The following is a 15,617-nucleotide window of genomic DNA, read 5'->3' as shown; positions in this document are numbered from 1 at the left end:
GGTGACCGGACCCGACCGGGGCACGATCCCGCGACCTGCCGTCGTCCGGCTGGTCCGGTTCGGCTTCGAGGACGGCGAGCAGGCGGCCCGGCTGCTCGCCTCGCCCCAGCTGGGCCTGTGGGACCTCGCCCGCAACGAGCCGGCCGACCCCGAGGCCGCGCCGGTGGTCTCGGCGCTGGCCCGGGCCGGTGACCCCGACCTTGCCCTGCTCACCCTCTCCCGGCTGGTCGACGCGCTGGACCGCGAGGACCCGGGCGGCGAGCTGGCCGCCCACCTGCTGGCCCGGCTGCGCGGCTCGGCGCCGCTGCGCGCCCGGCTGCTCGCCGTCCTCGGCGCCAGCGCCGGGCTCGACGACCACCTCGTCGCCCACCCCGAGGACTGGGTGGTGCTCGACAGCGACGACGGTCTGCTCCGGCCGACCCCGCGGGCCCTGGAGCAGCAGATGCTGCGGGCCGTGGGGGCCGACCCCGACGACCCGCCGTGGGGCGTCGGCCTGGGCACGCCGGCGCCGGACTCCGACGTCTCCCGGGTGCGCGACCTGCGCCGGGCCTACCTGCGGGCGGTCCTCTCGGTCGCCGGCCGCGACCTCGGCGACAACCTGACCGCCGACGAGGTGGCCGGCGAGCTCGCCGACCTGGCCGGCGCGGTGCTCGTCGCGGGCCTGGCGATCGCGGTCGCCGACCAGCCGCCGGGGGCCACCCGGTGCCGGATCGCGGTGATCGGGCTGGGCAAGTGCGGGGGCCGCGAGCTCAACTACGTGAGCGACGTCGACGTCGTCTTCGTCGCCGAACCGCTCGACGGCGCCGACGACTCCACCGCCACGGCCACCGCGGCCAAGGTCTGCGCCACCCTCATGCGGGTCTGCCACGAGGCGGCGTGGGAGGTCGACGCCGCGCTGCGCCCCGAGGGCAAGGCGGGGCAGCTGGTGCGCACCCTGGCCGGCCACGTCGCCTACTACGAGCAGTGGGCCAGCACCTGGGAGTTCCAGGCGCTGCTGAAGATGCGCGGCGTCGCGGGCGACCCGGCGCTGTGCCGGGAGTACGTGGACGCGCTCTGGCCCCTGGTCTGGAAGGCCGGCGACCGCCCCGGCTTCGTCGGCGAGGTGCAGGCGATGCGCCGCCGGGTCGAGTCGCTGATCCCGCCCGCCCAGGCCGGCCGCGAGCTCAAGCTGGGGCGCGGCGGGCTGCGCGACGTCGAGTTCAGCGTGCAGCTGCTGCAGCTGGTGCACGGCCGGGTCGACACCACGCTGCGCACCGGCGGCACGCTGCCCGGCCTGCTCGCGCTGTCGGCGGGGGGCTACGTGGGCCGGGAGGACGCCGCCACGCTGCTGGCCTCCTACCGGTTCCTGCGCACCGTCGAGCACCGCCTGCAGCTGCTCCGCCTGCGCCGCACCCACCTGCTGCCCACCGACGAGGTGCAGCTGCGCTGGCTGGCCCGCTCGCTGGGCTACAAGCCCGACCACCGCGGGGACGCCGTGGCCGTGCTCCGTGCCGAGCTCGCGCTGCACACCCGCGAGGTGCGCCGGATCCACGAGAAGCTGTTCTACCGACCGCTGCTGTCGGCGGTGGCCCGGGTCCCCGGCGAGCAGCTGGCCCTCGGCCCGCAGGCCGCCGGCGTCTGGCTGCGGGCCCTGGGCTTCGCCGACCCCGAGGGCGCGCTGCGGCACCTGGCCGCGCTGACCGGCGGGGTGTCCCGCTCGGCGTCCATGCAGCGGTACCTGCTGCCCGTGCTGCTGCAGACCCTCGCCTCGTGCGCCGACCCCGACGCCGGCCTGCTGGCCTACCGGCAGGTGTCCGAGGCCATGGGCGGCAACCAGTGGTACCTGCGGCTGCTGCGCGACGAGGGCCAGGTGGCCGAGCGGCTCGCGCAGCTGCTGGGCTCCTCGCAGTACGTCGCCGGACTGCTCACCCGCACGCCCGAGGCGCTGCGTCTGCTGGCCCGCGACGAGGAGCTCGTGCCGCGCACGGCGGCCTCGCTGACCTCGGCCTGGCTGCAGTCGGTGGCCCGCGCGGGCGACGCGGCCGACGGGGTGCGGGTGCTCCGCGGCCTGCGCCGCACCGAGCTGCTCCGCATCGCCTGCGCCGACCTGCTCGGGCTGCTGGACGTCGTGGCCGTCGGGGTGGCGCTGCGCGACGTCGCGGTGGCGACCCTCGAGGCGGGGTTGGCCGCCGCGGTGCGCAGCTGGGCGGCCGAGGCCAAGCTGCCCGCCGACCAGGTGCCGGTCGACATGGCGGTCATCGGCATGGGGCGGCTGGGCGGGCGCGAGATGAGCTACGGCTCGGACGCCGACGTCCTCTTCGTGCACCGGGTGCGCCCGGGCGCCGACGAGTCCCGGGCGGTCGGCGCCGCCAACCAGATCGCGCACGCACTGCGCCGGCTGCTGGCCGAGCCCGCGCCCGACCCGGCGTTCGAGGTCGACGCCAACCTGCGCCCCGAGGGCCGCCAGGGGTCGATGTCGCGCAGCCTGTCGGCGTTCCGCGAGTACTACGAGCGCTGGGTGTCGGTCTGGGAGGTGCAGGCCCTGCTCCGGGCCGAGCCGGTCGCCGGCGACCCCGAGCTGGGCCGGGAGTTCTGCGCGCTCGTCGACCCGCTCCGCTGGCCGGCGGACGGCCTCACCGACGCCCAGGTCGCCGAGATCCGCCGGATCAAGGCCCGGGTGGAGAGCGAGCGGCTGCCCCGCGGTGCCGACCCCGCCACCCACACCAAGCTGGGTCGCGGCGGGCTGGCCGACGTCGAGTGGACCGTCCAGCTGCTGCAGCTGCAGCACGCCCACGACCACCCGGCGCTGCAGGTCACCCCGACCGTCGACGCGCTGGTCGGCCTCCAGGCGGCCGGCCTCCTCGACGCCGCGGACGCCGTGGCCCTCCGGGTGGCGTGGGAGCGGGCCAGCCGGGCCCGCAACGCGGTCTTCCTGGTCCGCGGCCGCCCGGGCGACCAGCTGCCCCGACCCGGGCTGGAGCTCGCCGGGGTGGCGCGGGCCAGCGGTTACCCGGCCGACGCCGACCCGGGGGAGTTCGTCGACGACTACCGCCGGGCCACCCGGCACGCCCGGTCGGTGGTGGACCGGGTCTTCTACGGCCAGGACGCCGTCGACTGAGACCGGTTGGGCCTGGTCGGCGGCGGGCATCGGGACCCGGTGCCCGAGGACCGCGAACCCGCCACCATCACGCCCTACCGCGACGGCCCGCTCGTCGTCCGCGGTGACTTCCGGCTCGTCGACGCCGACGGCGTCGAGATCGACCCGGGCCGGGACACCGTGGCCCTGTGCCGCTGCGGCAAGTCCGGCCTGAAGCCGTTCTGCGACGGCAGCCACAAGCGGGCCGGGTTCTCCGCGCCGTCCGCGCCCCGCAGCGCGCGGCCCAGCACCCGGCTCGCCGCGCTGTCAGACGGCGCGGACGACGACCGGGGTGGTCCGACGGAGGGCTGACCGACCGGCGGTCCACTCCTGCAGGGCCAGCGCGCCGGCCCGGGCCTCCAGCTCCAGGGCCACGGCGGCCCCGAAGAGGACCCCGGCCCGCAGCGACGGGTCGTCGGCGACCAGCGACCCGCACATGTCCACCGAGGCGACCTGCTCGTGCACCGCGTCGGCCTCGACGTGCTCGTCGTAGAACAGGGTCGCGTCCTCGCCCTTGCCCAGTCGCCGCAGGCCCGACGCGTAGCGCCGACTGGGCACCGTCGACGTCATCTCCAGGGCGGCGAGGTGGCCCACCACCGCGCCGCGGTGCCGGCGGTGCAGCCCGAGGTAGCTCATCGCGTTGAGGGTGGCCAGCTGCTCGGCGGGCGCGGCGTCGACGTGGGCACCGTGGGTGTCGTCGAGGCCGAACGCGCGCATGACCCGGGCGAAGAGCACCGAGTGCATGCGGCGGTACGAGCCGCCGCCGTACTCGTCGGCCTGGATCTCGACCAGGGCGGCCTTGGCGCGGCCGGCGATGCGCGGGATGGCCCAGGTGTGCGGGTCGGCCTCCTTGAGGTGGTAGACCGACCGCAGGGCGAGGAACTCGGCCCACTGCGCCTCGTCGGCGCGCTTGGCCATGTGCTCGGACATCGAGGGGCCGTCGTCGGCGGCGACCATGGCCGCCAGCTGCCGGTCGACCGGGTCGCCCTCGGCGGTGAAGGACCGCACCCAGGGGTCCGCCGCCTCGTGCAGGGCGTCCTCGAACCGGGCCTCGAGGACGGCGCGGAGGGCGAGCAGGGAGGGGGCCCACTCCCAGCGGTCGTCGACGTCGTCGAAGCCGCGGTAGTGCAGCTCGTAGCAGGCGTACAGGCTGATCTGCAGGTCGTCGTCGGCCAGCGGGACGGGGGTGCCCGCGGCCTGGTCGGCCAGGGCGAGGGTGGCCGGTGAGACGTCGCCCCCGGTCGTCAGGTCGGCGAACAGGAGGGTGGACAGCGGACCGCGGGGCGTCGGCAGATGCACCGACCAGTCATGCCCGGCGGGAGGGGGTCCGGAACCTCTGGGTCCGGATCGCCCCGGGAGGCCGGGGTCAGGAGGCGAGGCGCAGGACCGGTCGGGACTCGCGGATCCAGAGGCCGAACCGCTCGTCGGCCAGGGCGGTCTCCAGGCAGGGGCCGGACAGGGTGCAACGCGGGCCGCAGGCGCAGCCGTCGTCGTCCCGGAGGACGTCGAGCTCGGGTCGCGGACGGCGTGTCGTCGAGCTGGTCATGAGTCGCTCCTGGTAGGTGGGCATGTACACAAAGTTATCGGCAGGGGACATGTCGATTCGTCGGCGAACATCGCCGAGCCCCAGCCGCCGAGCAGGCAGGTCGCGCCGTCGCGGTGGACGGCGCCCGGTGGCGCCGTCCACCGCTGCTCGCTCAGCGGTCGAACGCCGCCGCCATGCGGGCCTGCTCCTCCAGGACGTCGTTCATCCGGGCCTGGACGTCGCCCAGCCGGGCGATCTCCTCACCGGTCGCCAGGATGCCGGCCGACACCGACCGGGTGGTCTCCTGCATCCCGGTGATGTGCTCGGACACCCGCTTGGTCGCCCCTGCGGTCTCGCGGGCCAGCTCCTTGACCTCGTTGGCGACGACGGCGAAGCCGCGGCCGAGCTCACCGGCCCGGGCGGCCTCGATGGTGGCGTTCAGGGCGAGCAGGTTGGTCTGGTCGGCGATCCGGCTGATGATCCGGATGACCTCGCCCACCGCGGCCGACGCCTCGTCGAGCGCGTCCACCTCACCGGCCATCGACCGGGCCTGGGACACCGCGGAGTCGGCCACCCGGCCGGCGTCGTCAGCGGCCTCGCGCAGCCGGTGGATGGTCTCGGACAGCGCCCGGGCGTTGTCGCCGTCCCGCTCGGTGCGGGCCAGCCCGTCCAGCCGCTGCGACACCAGCTGGGCCACGTTGCGCAGCGCCGAGGCGCGGGACTCCGACAGCTCGATGGTCGCGGTGGTGAAGAAGTCCATGGTGCCGATGACGTCGCCGTCCACGAGGACCGGGAAGCAGACCCCGGACCGGACGCCGGCCCGCTGGGCGGCGGGCGCGCGGACGCAGTCGGTGATCTCGGCGAGGTCGCTGACGAACACCAGGTCGCGGGCCCGCCAGGCCCGACCGGAGAGCCCCACGCCCTCGGCGAAGCTCGCGCTGAGCGTGACCTGGCGGAACTCCTCGCCGGCGGAACCGGACTCCGTGTCGAACCGCAGGGTGTTGGTGGCGGGGTCCAACGCCCAGTACGAGCCGTAGGCCCAGCCGAAGGCCGTCCGCACGTTGTCCAGCGCCGCGAGCAGCGCTGCTCGCTCGTCGGTCGCCGCGCCGACCTCCTGGACGACGGTGGTCACCGCGCCCCGGTCGTCGATCGTCTCCTGGAGCGCGGCGCTGGCCAGGGCCGCGCGGCGGGCGTGCGTGACCAGCCGGCCGATGGCCTCCCACTTGCTGGCGCGGCCGCCGAGGAACGGCAGGGGAGCGGAGCCGTAGTACTCCAGGAGGGCGACGACCTCGCCGTCCTCGAGGACCGGGAGGACGCAGCCCTGGGTGGCTCCGTTGCGGGCGGCCGAGGCCCACCGCAGGCAGCTGGTGCGGTCGCTGGTCTCGTCGATGATGGTCGGTCGCCCGGTGCGGATCGCGACGCCGCCGAAGCCGACCGTCCGGGGCAGGCCCCCGTCGCGTGCGCCCGGCGCGTCGGCCATCGACGGCACGAGCGGCCCGTACTCACCGGCCAGGACGAACCGGTCGCCCGCGGGCACCCAGATCGCGCCGTAGGACAGCCGGAGCTCGTGGACCAAGGTCTCGGTGGCCCTCCGGAAGGCGTCCCGGGCGTCGACGACCCCGCCGTCCAGCACCTCGATCACCTGCTCGAGGGCCTCGACGTCACGCGGGACGTCACCGTTGTCGGTGGGGTGGGCAGGGGGGCGGCGCAGCATCGGGACCTCCGGGGGATCAACTGCAGGCCCTTATCGGCAGATCTCGTTCCGTAGTGACGTGACCCCGGACAGCACGACGCCCCCGACCTCGGCGAGATCGGGGGCGTCGTGGTGACGTCGATCAGATGTCGTAGTACATCGCGAACTCGTCTCATGTTGCTAGTTGCGCCGAGTTCGTACTAGTTCTACCGTCTGAGCTGCGGGTAGTCGCCACAAGAATGAAAGTCGCATCCAGTTCGCGATAGCTGTTCTGCGGACTGATTGCGGACTAGCTGCGGACTGAACAGAGCGGCCCTGACGCCGGTTGCACCCGACGGCAGGGCCTTGATCCCCAACCCTGAGTAGAGGACGAGGACCCATGAGCATCATCGACCACGACGGCACGGAATCGCGTCACCCGGCAGAGGGTGATGACCGGCTGCAGCTGGGGCGCCCCGTGTGGGCTGCCGTCACCGAGGTCTTCGACGACTTGAACGGCGCCAGCATCCGGCACACCTGGACTGCAGAGGTGCTGGCCCTCGGGTCGACCGGCAGCGGCGACGACCAGTACAGGATGAGCGTCTGCCTGAGCCAGATCGACGATCTGAAGGTGAAGGACACCGAAGGTGTGGTCTACGAGCGTGGCCGGCCGGCCGTGTTCCTCAACGACCTGGACACCACCTTCGACAGCCCCGAGCAGGCCCGTGCGTATGCGGCGGCCATCGTCGAGTGCTGCGACCGATGGGAGGGCACGTCCGACACGTGAACACCTGCCCCGGTCCCCACCAGCAGCTCGTCTACAACTACGAACAGGCGGCGGCGCAGATCTCGATCAGCGAGCGCACGTTGCGTCAGATGATCGTCAACGGCGAGCTGCGGTCCATTGGGTACGGCGAGGGCCGCCGCCGGCGTGGGGTGACCCACGAGGCGCTGGTGGCCTGGGTCGGGGCCCGGGAGATAGCTGAGCAGTGATCTAGGCGGCCCTGCCAGCGGATGCAACCGCTGGCAGGGCCTTGATCCCCACCCTGACTAGAGGACGAGGACCCTTGAACGACGGTAGTGCTGGCATCCCCGCTGCGATCCCGGCCCAGCGGCAGGTGCCCCGATGGTGATGGTGGCCCGGCCGTTGCCGGAGCGGTGGGTGCAGCCAGTCGCGCAGTGGGAGGCCAAGCTGCGGGCCGATGGATTCGCGGACGGCACGGTCCGCGACCGGATCCGCGCCGTCCGGCGAGCGGCGCAAGCGTTCGCGGGGTGTCCGTGGGAGGTGAGCGCCGACCGCGTCGAGCGCTACGCCGACCAGCAGTCGTGGTCTGACTACACCCGGGACACCTGGATCCGCACCCTGCGGCTGTTCTACGAGTTCGCGGTCGGCCGCGGCTGGACGACGACAGTGCCGACTAGAACACGGCACGAAGCGCTGGTGAAGATGCCGGCGGTCGACGTGTGGAACGTCGAGCTCGCGACCTGGGCGACGTGGCTGCGGGCCTCGGACAACTCCCCGCTGACGATCGCGCAGCGCACCTACCACCTGCGCCGGCTGGCTTGTGCGTTGCCGCAGTGGGGGCCGTGGGACATCACCCTGGACGACCTCGCGGACTGGATGGGCGGTCTTGAGATCTCCACCTCGAGCCGTCGATCGCTGCTGCAGTCGCTCCGGGCGTTCTACCGGTGGGGTCTGACCACCGGACGTGTCTCGATGAACCCCGCCGCGGAGTTGCCGAACATTCGGCCGAAGCGTGCGGTGCCTCGCCCGGCGCCGGAGGAGGCGGTCGCCGCCGCTCTGGTCGGTGACGACCGCGTTCGGGACATGGTCGAGCTCGGTGCCACCCTCGGGCTGCGCCGATCTGAGATCGCACGGGTGCACACCTCGTGGTTGGACCGACGCTCGGACGGCTGGTGGCTGCGCGTCGAGGGCAAGGGCGACCAGGTGCGGGACCTGCCCGTGACCGAGGAGCTAGGTGACCGCCTGGCGGCTCTGCCCCCCGGCTACGTCTTCCCCGGCAACGACGGCGGGCACCTGTCTCCGGCCCACGTGGGCAAGCTGGTCGCCCGGCGGCTGTCCGAGCACTGGACCGCCCACAACCTGCGGCACCGGTTCGCGTCGAAGGCGTACGAGGTCGACCGGGACATCATGGCCGTCAAGGACCTGATGGGTCACGCGAACGTGTCGACCACGCAGATCTACACCGCAGTGCCTGGCGGAGCGCGGCGTCGAGCTGCACTAGCAGCCTCGACCGTCGGCTAACGCGTGCCGGCCGACCCTGCACGACCTCCGGGTGGGTCAGCCGGTGCCGCCAATGAGCTAGCTGCGCCGCCCACGGGCGAGACGGGCGCACGTGGAGCACTCGTCGTAGTCGAGTGACGGGAGTTCGGGGAACTGCTGGAGGGGGCTGTCGATCTGCAACACCCGCCCGCATAACGCCGAGCCTCGCCCCCCGGCAACGGCATCTCCACCGTCGACCGCGTGGGTCACGTTGGCGAAGCCGGTGGTGCCAGCCCTGGTGACCTGCTGCTCTTGGGTTGCCGTCACCAGGTCATGCCGGCTCGAGGTCATGGCCCCCATGCTGCACGTTGCCTGCGCCACAGTCACCCCTGCGGGCGACTGCTGCGGCCCGCAGTCCACCTTCGCCCGTCTTCAACATGGATGCTGGCCGTCTCCAGCTGCGTCGTGGCTGGAGCAACTCCATGAGCGAGGTCAGCGTGCACCAGTTCAAGGCGGCGGTCACGTTGCCGTTCCCCGACATTGAGCGAGCTAAGGCTGCGCTGCGCGGGGAGCTGCGCCTACAGGCTGCCTACACCGAGGCCGGGCCGCAGGCGCCCGACTGGACAACGATGGTCGTCACCGAGCTGGACGACGACACGGACAACCACGGACGCACCTGGTGGCGATGGTCGGCGACCGTCAGTTCGATGCCGCCGCCTGCTGCAGGCGGTAGTGCACCGACGACGGAGCCACCCCTGCGGCCCTAGCGACGACGACGGTGGAGTGACCGGTCTCGTGCGCGTCCAGTAGCAGCCGAACCCATCGCTCGACGGCGGTGTCGTGGGCTTGGTGGTGCTGCGCCAGCTCGGGTGATCGCGGCCCGTGCTCTGCGGTAGCGTCGGCCAGGCGGTGGCGAGCTGCACGCTTCACCGCGGCGGCGGCCCGCAGCTCGGCCAGCACGTCGGTCACGCGTCCTCCACGGCCGCCGCACCGACCGGGCGCCGGCGTACCCCGTGCCGATCCAGGATCTTCCGCACCGCCGAGAACGACCGGTCGGTGAGCTCGGCCAGCTCACGCAGCGACCGGCCGGCGGCGTACTGCTCGAGGACGAAGCGCTCCACCCGCGCCTGCATCCCGGGACCGCACGCCGGCCAGGCAGTGCCCGCGAACTCCGCCAGCGGGCGCAGGTGTGGGCGCGGTGGGTAGGGCATGACGACTATCTGCGGCCCGTCATCAGGTTGCCGGTGATCCGCCGCGCCATGAAGAACAACCTCTTCAGGATCATCAAGAATGTGAGGAGGAGGTGAAGCAGAAGCGCACCGACAAGTCCTGTAAGCCATGCCGGCAGAGCCTGATCAGTGATCACGGTCGTTGTGATCAGCACACCAAGGAGAACGGTCGAGACCAGGATCGCCCAGCTGACGTTGACGAACAGCTGCCAGGAATCGACCAAGGGGTCATTACCGGCGGCTGGCGATGGACGCTGCGCCTCCCGTTTCAGCTGGTCGAACACGAGCACCAGAAGACCTAGCAGCAGGCCGAACAGGATGGACACCGCCGACAGCAGGGGGTCGATCTTCGGGGCGCGCAGGTCGAGCAAGACGGCCGCGCCCGCGACTAGGACGGGCAGCCCAACGAAGGTGACCAGGTCCCACGGGCTCAGCTCGGACTCGGGGCCGTCGTTCCCCTGGCGCTCAGTCGACAGGGTCTCCGTCTGAGCCTTCACCAGTTCCGTCATGCCGATCTTGCTCGTCAGATTCCGTATCAGCCCCATGCTCAGCCCCCAGCTGTCCGAACGTCGGGTCGTGCTGCCACTCAGTCTGCGCCCAGTCGGCGGGCAGGAGAACGTCGTCGCGTCCGGCAAGTTCGACTACCCACTCACGTGCCCTCGAATAGAAGTAGGAGTCTGTGGGGCGCTCGTCGCGCTCCGTGGTGAGCGGCACGCGCATCCCTACGGCGCGCTCCCGATCGATGATCACGCTTGTCTCGTGGTCACCGATGCGGACTCTGACCGACACCTCCGTGACGTCTGCGTCCCGCGGAACGAGGTTCCCCTCATCGTTCCGGCGGTAGTGCTTGCGTCGGATCTTGCGGAGCAGCTTGCCGCCCCGCTTCGGACTCGCCTGCTGCATGATCTCGATGTATTCGCCCTCGACGTCGCCGACTCCCAAGGCGGTTGCTCGGTCGCGTGTGGCTCGACGCCGAACAACTCGGACCTCTTCCAGCATCGCGTCGTCGCTGGCCTCGTACTGTTCCCAAGCTTCTTCGTGGACGATCGGCTCGAACTTCCAGGTCAGCCGCTTCCAGCGGCCCCCGAACTCCCTGCGGAAGGCTTGGCGGTAGGCGTGGCTCAATGTGCGTAGTCCAACGGCCTCGATGATCCAGTAGCCCGTGACGCTGTTCTCCGGGATGACTACGAGCTGACGGATCGGCACCCGCTCGACATGGCGCCTCTCGCGCATGAACGGCGCCTCGTCGTTCCGAGACGGGTCGCTCAGCATCGATTCGAGTCCACCCCTGCCTGCGTTCATGGTTGCAGCGATGGTGCGACCACGGCGGTGGACGGAGGTGACCTCTCCGAAGTAGGAGTCCTTGTGTGCATCCAAGACGCCGGCGAGCGACTCGAAGAACACGCTGACGGCCATGAGGGAGTCACGGGTGGGACTCCCCGGGAGCGCACTCAACGGGTAGGAGACCCGGCCACCCTTCCGCTGGTACCTGTCCTTCACGACGACTCGGAACGCGACAAGCGAGTGCGATGCCAGCAGAGGATCCAATCCGAGGCGGCTCGGGTCATCCGGGCCGAGATGGGCGAGTGAGTCGCCACTGTGCCGTATGTCCGCTCCCCAGTCGACCCCAGGCTCTGAAGGAAACACCCAGTCCTCGGCCGCAACGCTGCACATCTTCAGCACCGCCCTCACCTACCGATCCACCTGCCCCGGCGCCGACGGGGGAAGTCCGGTGTCAAGGCCTGCGAGGTAGCCGGCCTGCACCCAGGTGTCGACGACGGCTGGGCCGAGCTCCCGCGGCGTGGAGTAGGTGACCCGCCCCCACCACTGGCCGTCCTCGTCCTGCTGCCAGGCGTGCAGGAGGGCCGGGTAGGCGCCTGCCGGTTGGCCAGGCATCCCGGTCACCCAGCAGTGGCGGGCCGGAGTCCCGCCAATACCGCTCGTCACCCGCCCAGGATGGCACAGATATCGAACACCCGTTCGATGATCTGCGAACCTCTGGTTACTCCCGACGTCGTCGTCCAGCGTTGTACTGGTCCACGAATGCCGCGGCCGCTGCCGGCGGCGTCAGCTGCAGCATGGCACTGCCCATCCCGGCCTCCCGGGCAACACTGTTGTAGAAGTGCCGGTCAGGGCTCTCGTGGGAGATGTAGTCCAGGGCGCGCCCGGCCCAAACTAGCGAGCAGAGCACCGACCACTCCCACGGCATCTGCCCCAGGGACTGCGCCTCCCGCATCAGCTCGACGCCCAGCCCGGGGCCCTCCGTCTGGTTGGCGTACTCGTCGACTACCGAGGCGCTCGGGTGGGACAGCCCGGACATGAACCGGTACAGGGCGTACAGCGATTCGTGGCCCTTGAAGCACTCCACCATCCGGAGGAGGTTCTTGGCCTGGTCGTCGAGCCCCTCGCTGGGCACCCGCTCGGCAGCGAGGCGCTCGATGAGTTCAGGGCTTGTTCCGCCCCAGCCAGCCTGTTGCATGGATCGGCCCAGGTTGACTCGCTGGCGCACGCCCTCGTTGAGGAACCCTGGCAGAGCCTTCGGCCCGCGCAGGACGATCCACTGAACGGTCAGCGCGGTTTCGAACTGGCTCCTGACGATGGGCGCAATCTCAAGACCGGTGACGCCCAGGTGGGGGAAGAGGAAGCGACCCTGGTTGAACACGTGGGCTGTTAGACCCCAGACCGTCAGCAAGTGCGCGGGGTGGATCTTGGGTCGGCTGGTGATGTCGGACTGCTCCTCGCTGGCCGCGCTCCAACGCTCGAGCACCAGCTTGACCTTCACGCGCAGGGTCTCGGGACGTTGGTCGATCGCGGCCACCCCCGCACCATCGCAGAGGTCACCGACACTTCGCCCTAGAGCCGCTTCCTCCAGCCAGTACCGCCCTGACGCTCGGCGGCCCGGATGTCGCGGATCATCTGCTGCCCGCGGCTGGCACCCCCGCTGCTCATCAGGGCGGCGACGCCGCGGTCGAGCGTCCCGGTGGCCTTGATGTCGAGATCGAGGGTCACCTCGCCGACACGGGCACCGCTCCCGCCGAGGCCCGTGATCTCCGGTGCGCCACGCAGCCCGGGCATGGGTGCCCCCATGAGGCCAGAGGAGGCCACGGGCGGCCCCACGGCCTGCTGACGGACCTGGATGGTCGCCGTGCGGGTGCGGGCCAGGCGGTCCAGGTAGTCGTCCACCGCGGGGCCGCCGCGGGACTCGACGTAGATGAGGGCGAGCCGGTTCTGCTCGGCGATCGAGTCGATGTAGTTGTCGGCCGCCGGCCCGCCGCGGGACTCCACGAAGATCAGGGCCTGCCGCTGCGCCTCGATGATCGAGTTGATGTAGCGGATGACCTCGGGCCCGTTGCGGGACTCCAACCGGACGGTGGCCAGGTAGGTGCCCCCGGCGATGTCGTTGCGCAGGTAGTTGATCACTGCCGGGCCGCCGGTGGAGTCGATCTGCACCGTGACGTCACGGTCCTCGGTGGCGGTGTCCAGCTCGGTGGTGGTCTCGGCGACCCCCACGGCCTCGAGGGTGGCCTGGATGGTGCCGTTGTCCTTCGCCACCACAAGTTGATCCACGATGCCCTGGATCTGGTCCCGCACCCCCTGGCTCAGGTTGGGGTTGTTCAGGCTCTCCTGGAGGCTGGCGATGGTCGCATCGGCCCGCACCTGCGCCTCGGCGAGGTCGTCCAACGGCTGCCCTGCGGCCGCGGCTGCAGCGACCGCCGCGTCGGCGGCAGCCCCGGCGACCTGGATCGCGGACGACTGCAGCCGAGTGTTGGCCTGCGCGACCTCGTCCACGAGCGTGGCCTGGTCGTCGACTGCCGAGTTGGCCGCGTCGATCGCGTTCAGGAACGCGTACTGGGCGTCCTGCTGCCCGAGCTGGGCGTTGATGGAGTCCAGGGTCGTCTGCACGGCCAGCTGGGTGGAGGCGATGTAGGCGTCGATGGCGGCCTTGGACCGGTCGGTGGCAGCGGTCGCCTCCCCCTGTGCGAGGGCGGCGTCCCGGACGAGCTGGGCGTAGGTAGCGCCGGTGGTCTGCCCGGCCTCAATGGCTGCGTTCAGTGCCTCGGTAGCCGCGGTCGAGCGGGCCTGCGCGTCGACGGTGACGTCGAGCTCGCTGGACAGCTGCTGCTCCTGGGACACCTGGTCGGCGGTAGTGCCGGCCAGGCGCTCCAGCTCGCCCTGGGCGGACTGGGCGGCCTCGGCCTGGTCGTTGAGCTGCTCGGAGGTGACGCCGAGGTTGGACTCGCGGCGGGTGGTGCCGGCGGCCTGGTATGCCTCCAGGGCGGTGCGCACCCGGTCGTAGGCGGCCTCGTTGCCCAGCAGCGCCTCGGTGACGTCGCCCTGCGCGACACCGGCGGCGGTGGCGGTGTCGAGCAGCCCGGACTGCTGGGCGGACAGCGCGGCCTGCCGGCGCACCGACTCGGTGATGACGCCGTTGGTCTCCTTCAGCGCCGAGGCGAGGTCGTCGTTGGCGCGGGCGCTCGCCTCGGCCTGTTCGCTGTTCTCCCCGGTGTTGCTGTTCAGCAGCGCGAAGCCAGCCCCGGCAGCGAGCAGGGCGGCACCAAGCGGCCCTCCGACGATGCCCAGCAGCCCGGCACCTGCGGCCCGCGCACCGGCCAGCCCGGCGCTCAGCACGGCGGTGCTGGCCCCGGAGGCGGCGGCGGTCGCGCTGAACCGGGCGGCCGCTCCCTGGGCGCCCAGCAGCGCGGTAGCCAGGAACGTGCCCTCGGTGGCCGCGACCCGCTGCGCGACGCCCAGACCGACCGCAGCCACGACCGCCAGGCCGATCGGTGCCGGGATGGACCCGATGACCCCGGCCGCGACCTGGAAGGCCCCGAACAGGGCGGTGACCACCGGCAGCAGCTCGCTCCCGACGGTGCGCGCCAGCTCCCCGCCAGACAGCTTGACCTGCATCATCGTCGCGTCGAACTCGGCGGCCGCGGCGACGTCGCTGTCGTCGAACGGGGTACCGATCTGCTCGAGGGCGTCGGCGACGGACACCCCGCCGTTGACCAGCCGCTGCAGCTGCTTGTAGCCCTCCTCGCCGAAGAACTTGAACCCGGCGGCGTTGCGCGCTGTGGCGTCGGGGATCTTCTGCAGGGCCACCAGCGTGGCCTCGATGGTGGTCGTCCAGTTCACCGTGCCGTCGGCGTTCTTCTGCAGCGTGACCCCGACCTGGTCGAGGTCGCCGGACTTCTGCGCGAACTCGGCCTGGATCTCGATCAGGTCGTTGATGTCTAGGCCCAGCGCGCCGACCAGGCCCAGCAGCCGGCCGGCCTCCTCGGTCGAGGAGTTCGTGGCGTTGGCGAACAGCCCGGCCGACCGGGCACCGTCGGCGTAGGCGGTCACCGTCTCATTGATGCCGGCGGCCAGCCCAGCCGCAGCCAGGGCAGCAGCGGCGGTGACGGCGCTGTGCAGGGCCTCGGTGGTCCGCCCGGTGGACTGCCCCAGGATGTCCTGCCGGCGGGCGTGCTCCTCGACGGCCTCCCCCGCCCGGCGCTGCACTACGGTCTGCTCCTCCACCGCCCGGGCGGTCGCACCGGACGCGGCCTGCACCCGGCGCTGCGCCGCCGCGACGTTCTCCTCGGCAGCGACGACCTGCGACGAGCCGGCGGCGTGCCGGCCGCGGACCTCCTCCAGACGGGTCTCGGCGACCGAGAGCTTGCCGGCGGCGTCCTGCTCCTTCAGCCGCGCCTGCGCCACCTTGTCGGCAGCAGCAGCGACGTCCTCGCCGGACGACCGGGCGCGGCGGGCAGTCTCGTCAGCGGACCGGGCCAGACGGTCGAACGCGCCCTGCCCGCGGGAGGTGTCGGCGTCGACCTCAAGGCGCAGACGCTCGGTCAGGGGAGAGCTCATGT

15 protein-coding genes are annotated in these 15,617 nt (G+C 71.9%); 5 read left to right on the top strand and 10 right to left on the bottom strand.

The window, feature by feature from the left end; genetic code table 11:
* Position 1 precedes the first annotated feature (1 nt).
* Positions 2-3,097, top strand: coding sequence for a bifunctional [glutamine synthetase] adenylyltransferase/[glutamine synthetase]-adenylyl-L-tyrosine phosphorylase (locus BLS67_RS19805; RefSeq protein ID WP_091248801.1), 3,096 nt, complete (start codon positions 2-4; stop codon positions 3,095-3,097).
* 39 nt (positions 3,098-3,136) lie between these two features.
* Positions 3,137-3,427: a CDGSH iron-sulfur domain-containing protein gene (locus tag BLS67_RS19800; protein WP_091249049.1), complete on the top strand. Its 291-nt coding sequence runs from the start codon at positions 3,137-3,139 to the stop codon at positions 3,425-3,427.
* Here BLS67_RS19800 and BLS67_RS19795 read toward each other — a convergent pair.
* The 3 genes from BLS67_RS19795 to BLS67_RS24820 form a co-directional block, all read right to left on the bottom strand.
* Complete coding sequence (locus BLS67_RS19795; RefSeq protein WP_091248799.1) at positions 3,383-4,414, bottom strand: iron-containing redox enzyme family protein; 1,032 nt, start codon at positions 4,412-4,414, stop codon at positions 3,383-3,385. The genes BLS67_RS19800 and BLS67_RS19795 overlap by 45 nt on opposite strands.
* Before the next feature lie 67 nt (positions 4,415-4,481).
* Positions 4,482-4,685, bottom strand: a complete 204-nt coding sequence (locus BLS67_RS19790; RefSeq protein ID WP_131801799.1) for a hypothetical protein — start codon at positions 4,683-4,685, stop codon at positions 4,482-4,484.
* 127 nt (positions 4,686-4,812) lie between these two features.
* Positions 4,813-6,354: a methyl-accepting chemotaxis protein gene (locus BLS67_RS24820; protein WP_091248795.1), complete on the bottom strand. Its 1,542-nt coding sequence runs from the start codon at positions 6,352-6,354 to the stop codon at positions 4,813-4,815.
* A gap of 358 nt (positions 6,355-6,712) precedes the next feature.
* Between BLS67_RS24820 and BLS67_RS19780 the strand changes: the two genes are divergently transcribed.
* The 3 genes from BLS67_RS19780 (at position 6,713) to BLS67_RS24210 (ending at position 8,578) form a co-directional block, all read left to right on the top strand.
* Positions 6,713-7,099, top strand: a complete 387-nt coding sequence (locus BLS67_RS19780; protein ID WP_091248792.1) for a hypothetical protein — start codon at positions 6,713-6,715, stop codon at positions 7,097-7,099.
* On the top strand, positions 7,096-7,305 hold the full coding sequence (locus BLS67_RS19775) for a hypothetical protein (protein WP_091248790.1): 210 nt from the start codon (positions 7,096-7,098) through the stop codon (positions 7,303-7,305). The genes BLS67_RS19780 and BLS67_RS19775 overlap by 4 nt, the downstream gene beginning before the upstream one ends.
* A 133-nt stretch (positions 7,306-7,438) precedes the next feature.
* Entirely contained in the window at positions 7,439-8,578 is a 1,140-nt protein-coding gene (locus BLS67_RS24210; RefSeq protein ID WP_207500753.1) for a tyrosine-type recombinase/integrase, read from the top strand.
* 657 nt (positions 8,579-9,235) lie between these two features.
* Here the strand turns inward: BLS67_RS24210 and BLS67_RS19760 are convergent.
* The 7 genes from BLS67_RS19760 to BLS67_RS19730 all read right to left on the bottom strand — a co-directional run bounded on the left by BLS67_RS19760 (position 9,236) and on the right by BLS67_RS19730 (position 15,615).
* Positions 9,236-9,505 (bottom strand): hypothetical protein, encoded by a 270-nt coding sequence (locus BLS67_RS19760; protein WP_091248787.1) that lies wholly within the window; start codon positions 9,503-9,505, stop codon positions 9,236-9,238.
* Complete coding sequence (locus tag BLS67_RS19755) at positions 9,502-9,669, bottom strand: helix-turn-helix domain-containing protein (RefSeq protein ID WP_242654216.1); 168 nt, start codon at positions 9,667-9,669, stop codon at positions 9,502-9,504. The genes BLS67_RS19760 and BLS67_RS19755 overlap by 4 nt, the downstream gene beginning before the upstream one ends.
* Positions 9,670-9,752: 83 nt before the next feature.
* Positions 9,753-10,274: a hypothetical protein gene (locus BLS67_RS19750; protein ID WP_131801798.1), complete on the bottom strand. Its 522-nt coding sequence runs from the start codon at positions 10,272-10,274 to the stop codon at positions 9,753-9,755.
* Complete coding sequence (locus BLS67_RS19745) at positions 10,231-11,457, bottom strand: hypothetical protein (protein WP_091248782.1); 1,227 nt, start codon at positions 11,455-11,457, stop codon at positions 10,231-10,233. The genes BLS67_RS19750 and BLS67_RS19745 overlap by 44 nt, the downstream gene beginning before the upstream one ends.
* Positions 11,458-11,661 carry a hypothetical protein gene (locus BLS67_RS19740; RefSeq protein WP_131801797.1) on the bottom strand — a complete coding sequence of 68 codons (204 nt, stop codon included), beginning with the start codon at positions 11,659-11,661 and terminating at the stop codon, positions 11,458-11,460.
* A gap of 106 nt (positions 11,662-11,767) precedes the next feature.
* Complete coding sequence (locus BLS67_RS19735) at positions 11,768-12,583, bottom strand: hypothetical protein (RefSeq protein WP_091248777.1); 816 nt, start codon at positions 12,581-12,583, stop codon at positions 11,768-11,770.
* A gap of 35 nt (positions 12,584-12,618) precedes the next feature.
* Entirely contained in the window at positions 12,619-15,615 is a 2,997-nt protein-coding gene (locus BLS67_RS19730) for a coiled-coil domain-containing protein (protein WP_091248774.1), read from the bottom strand.
* Positions 15,616-15,617 lie beyond the last annotated feature (2 nt).

The organism is Klenkia soli (assembly GCF_900103975.1).
GTDB classification, from domain to species: domain Bacteria; phylum Actinomycetota; class Actinomycetes; order Mycobacteriales; family Geodermatophilaceae; genus Klenkia; species Klenkia soli.
Note: the sequence above shows the minus strand (reverse complement) of the source record. Positions and strands in the feature narration are given on the sequence as shown.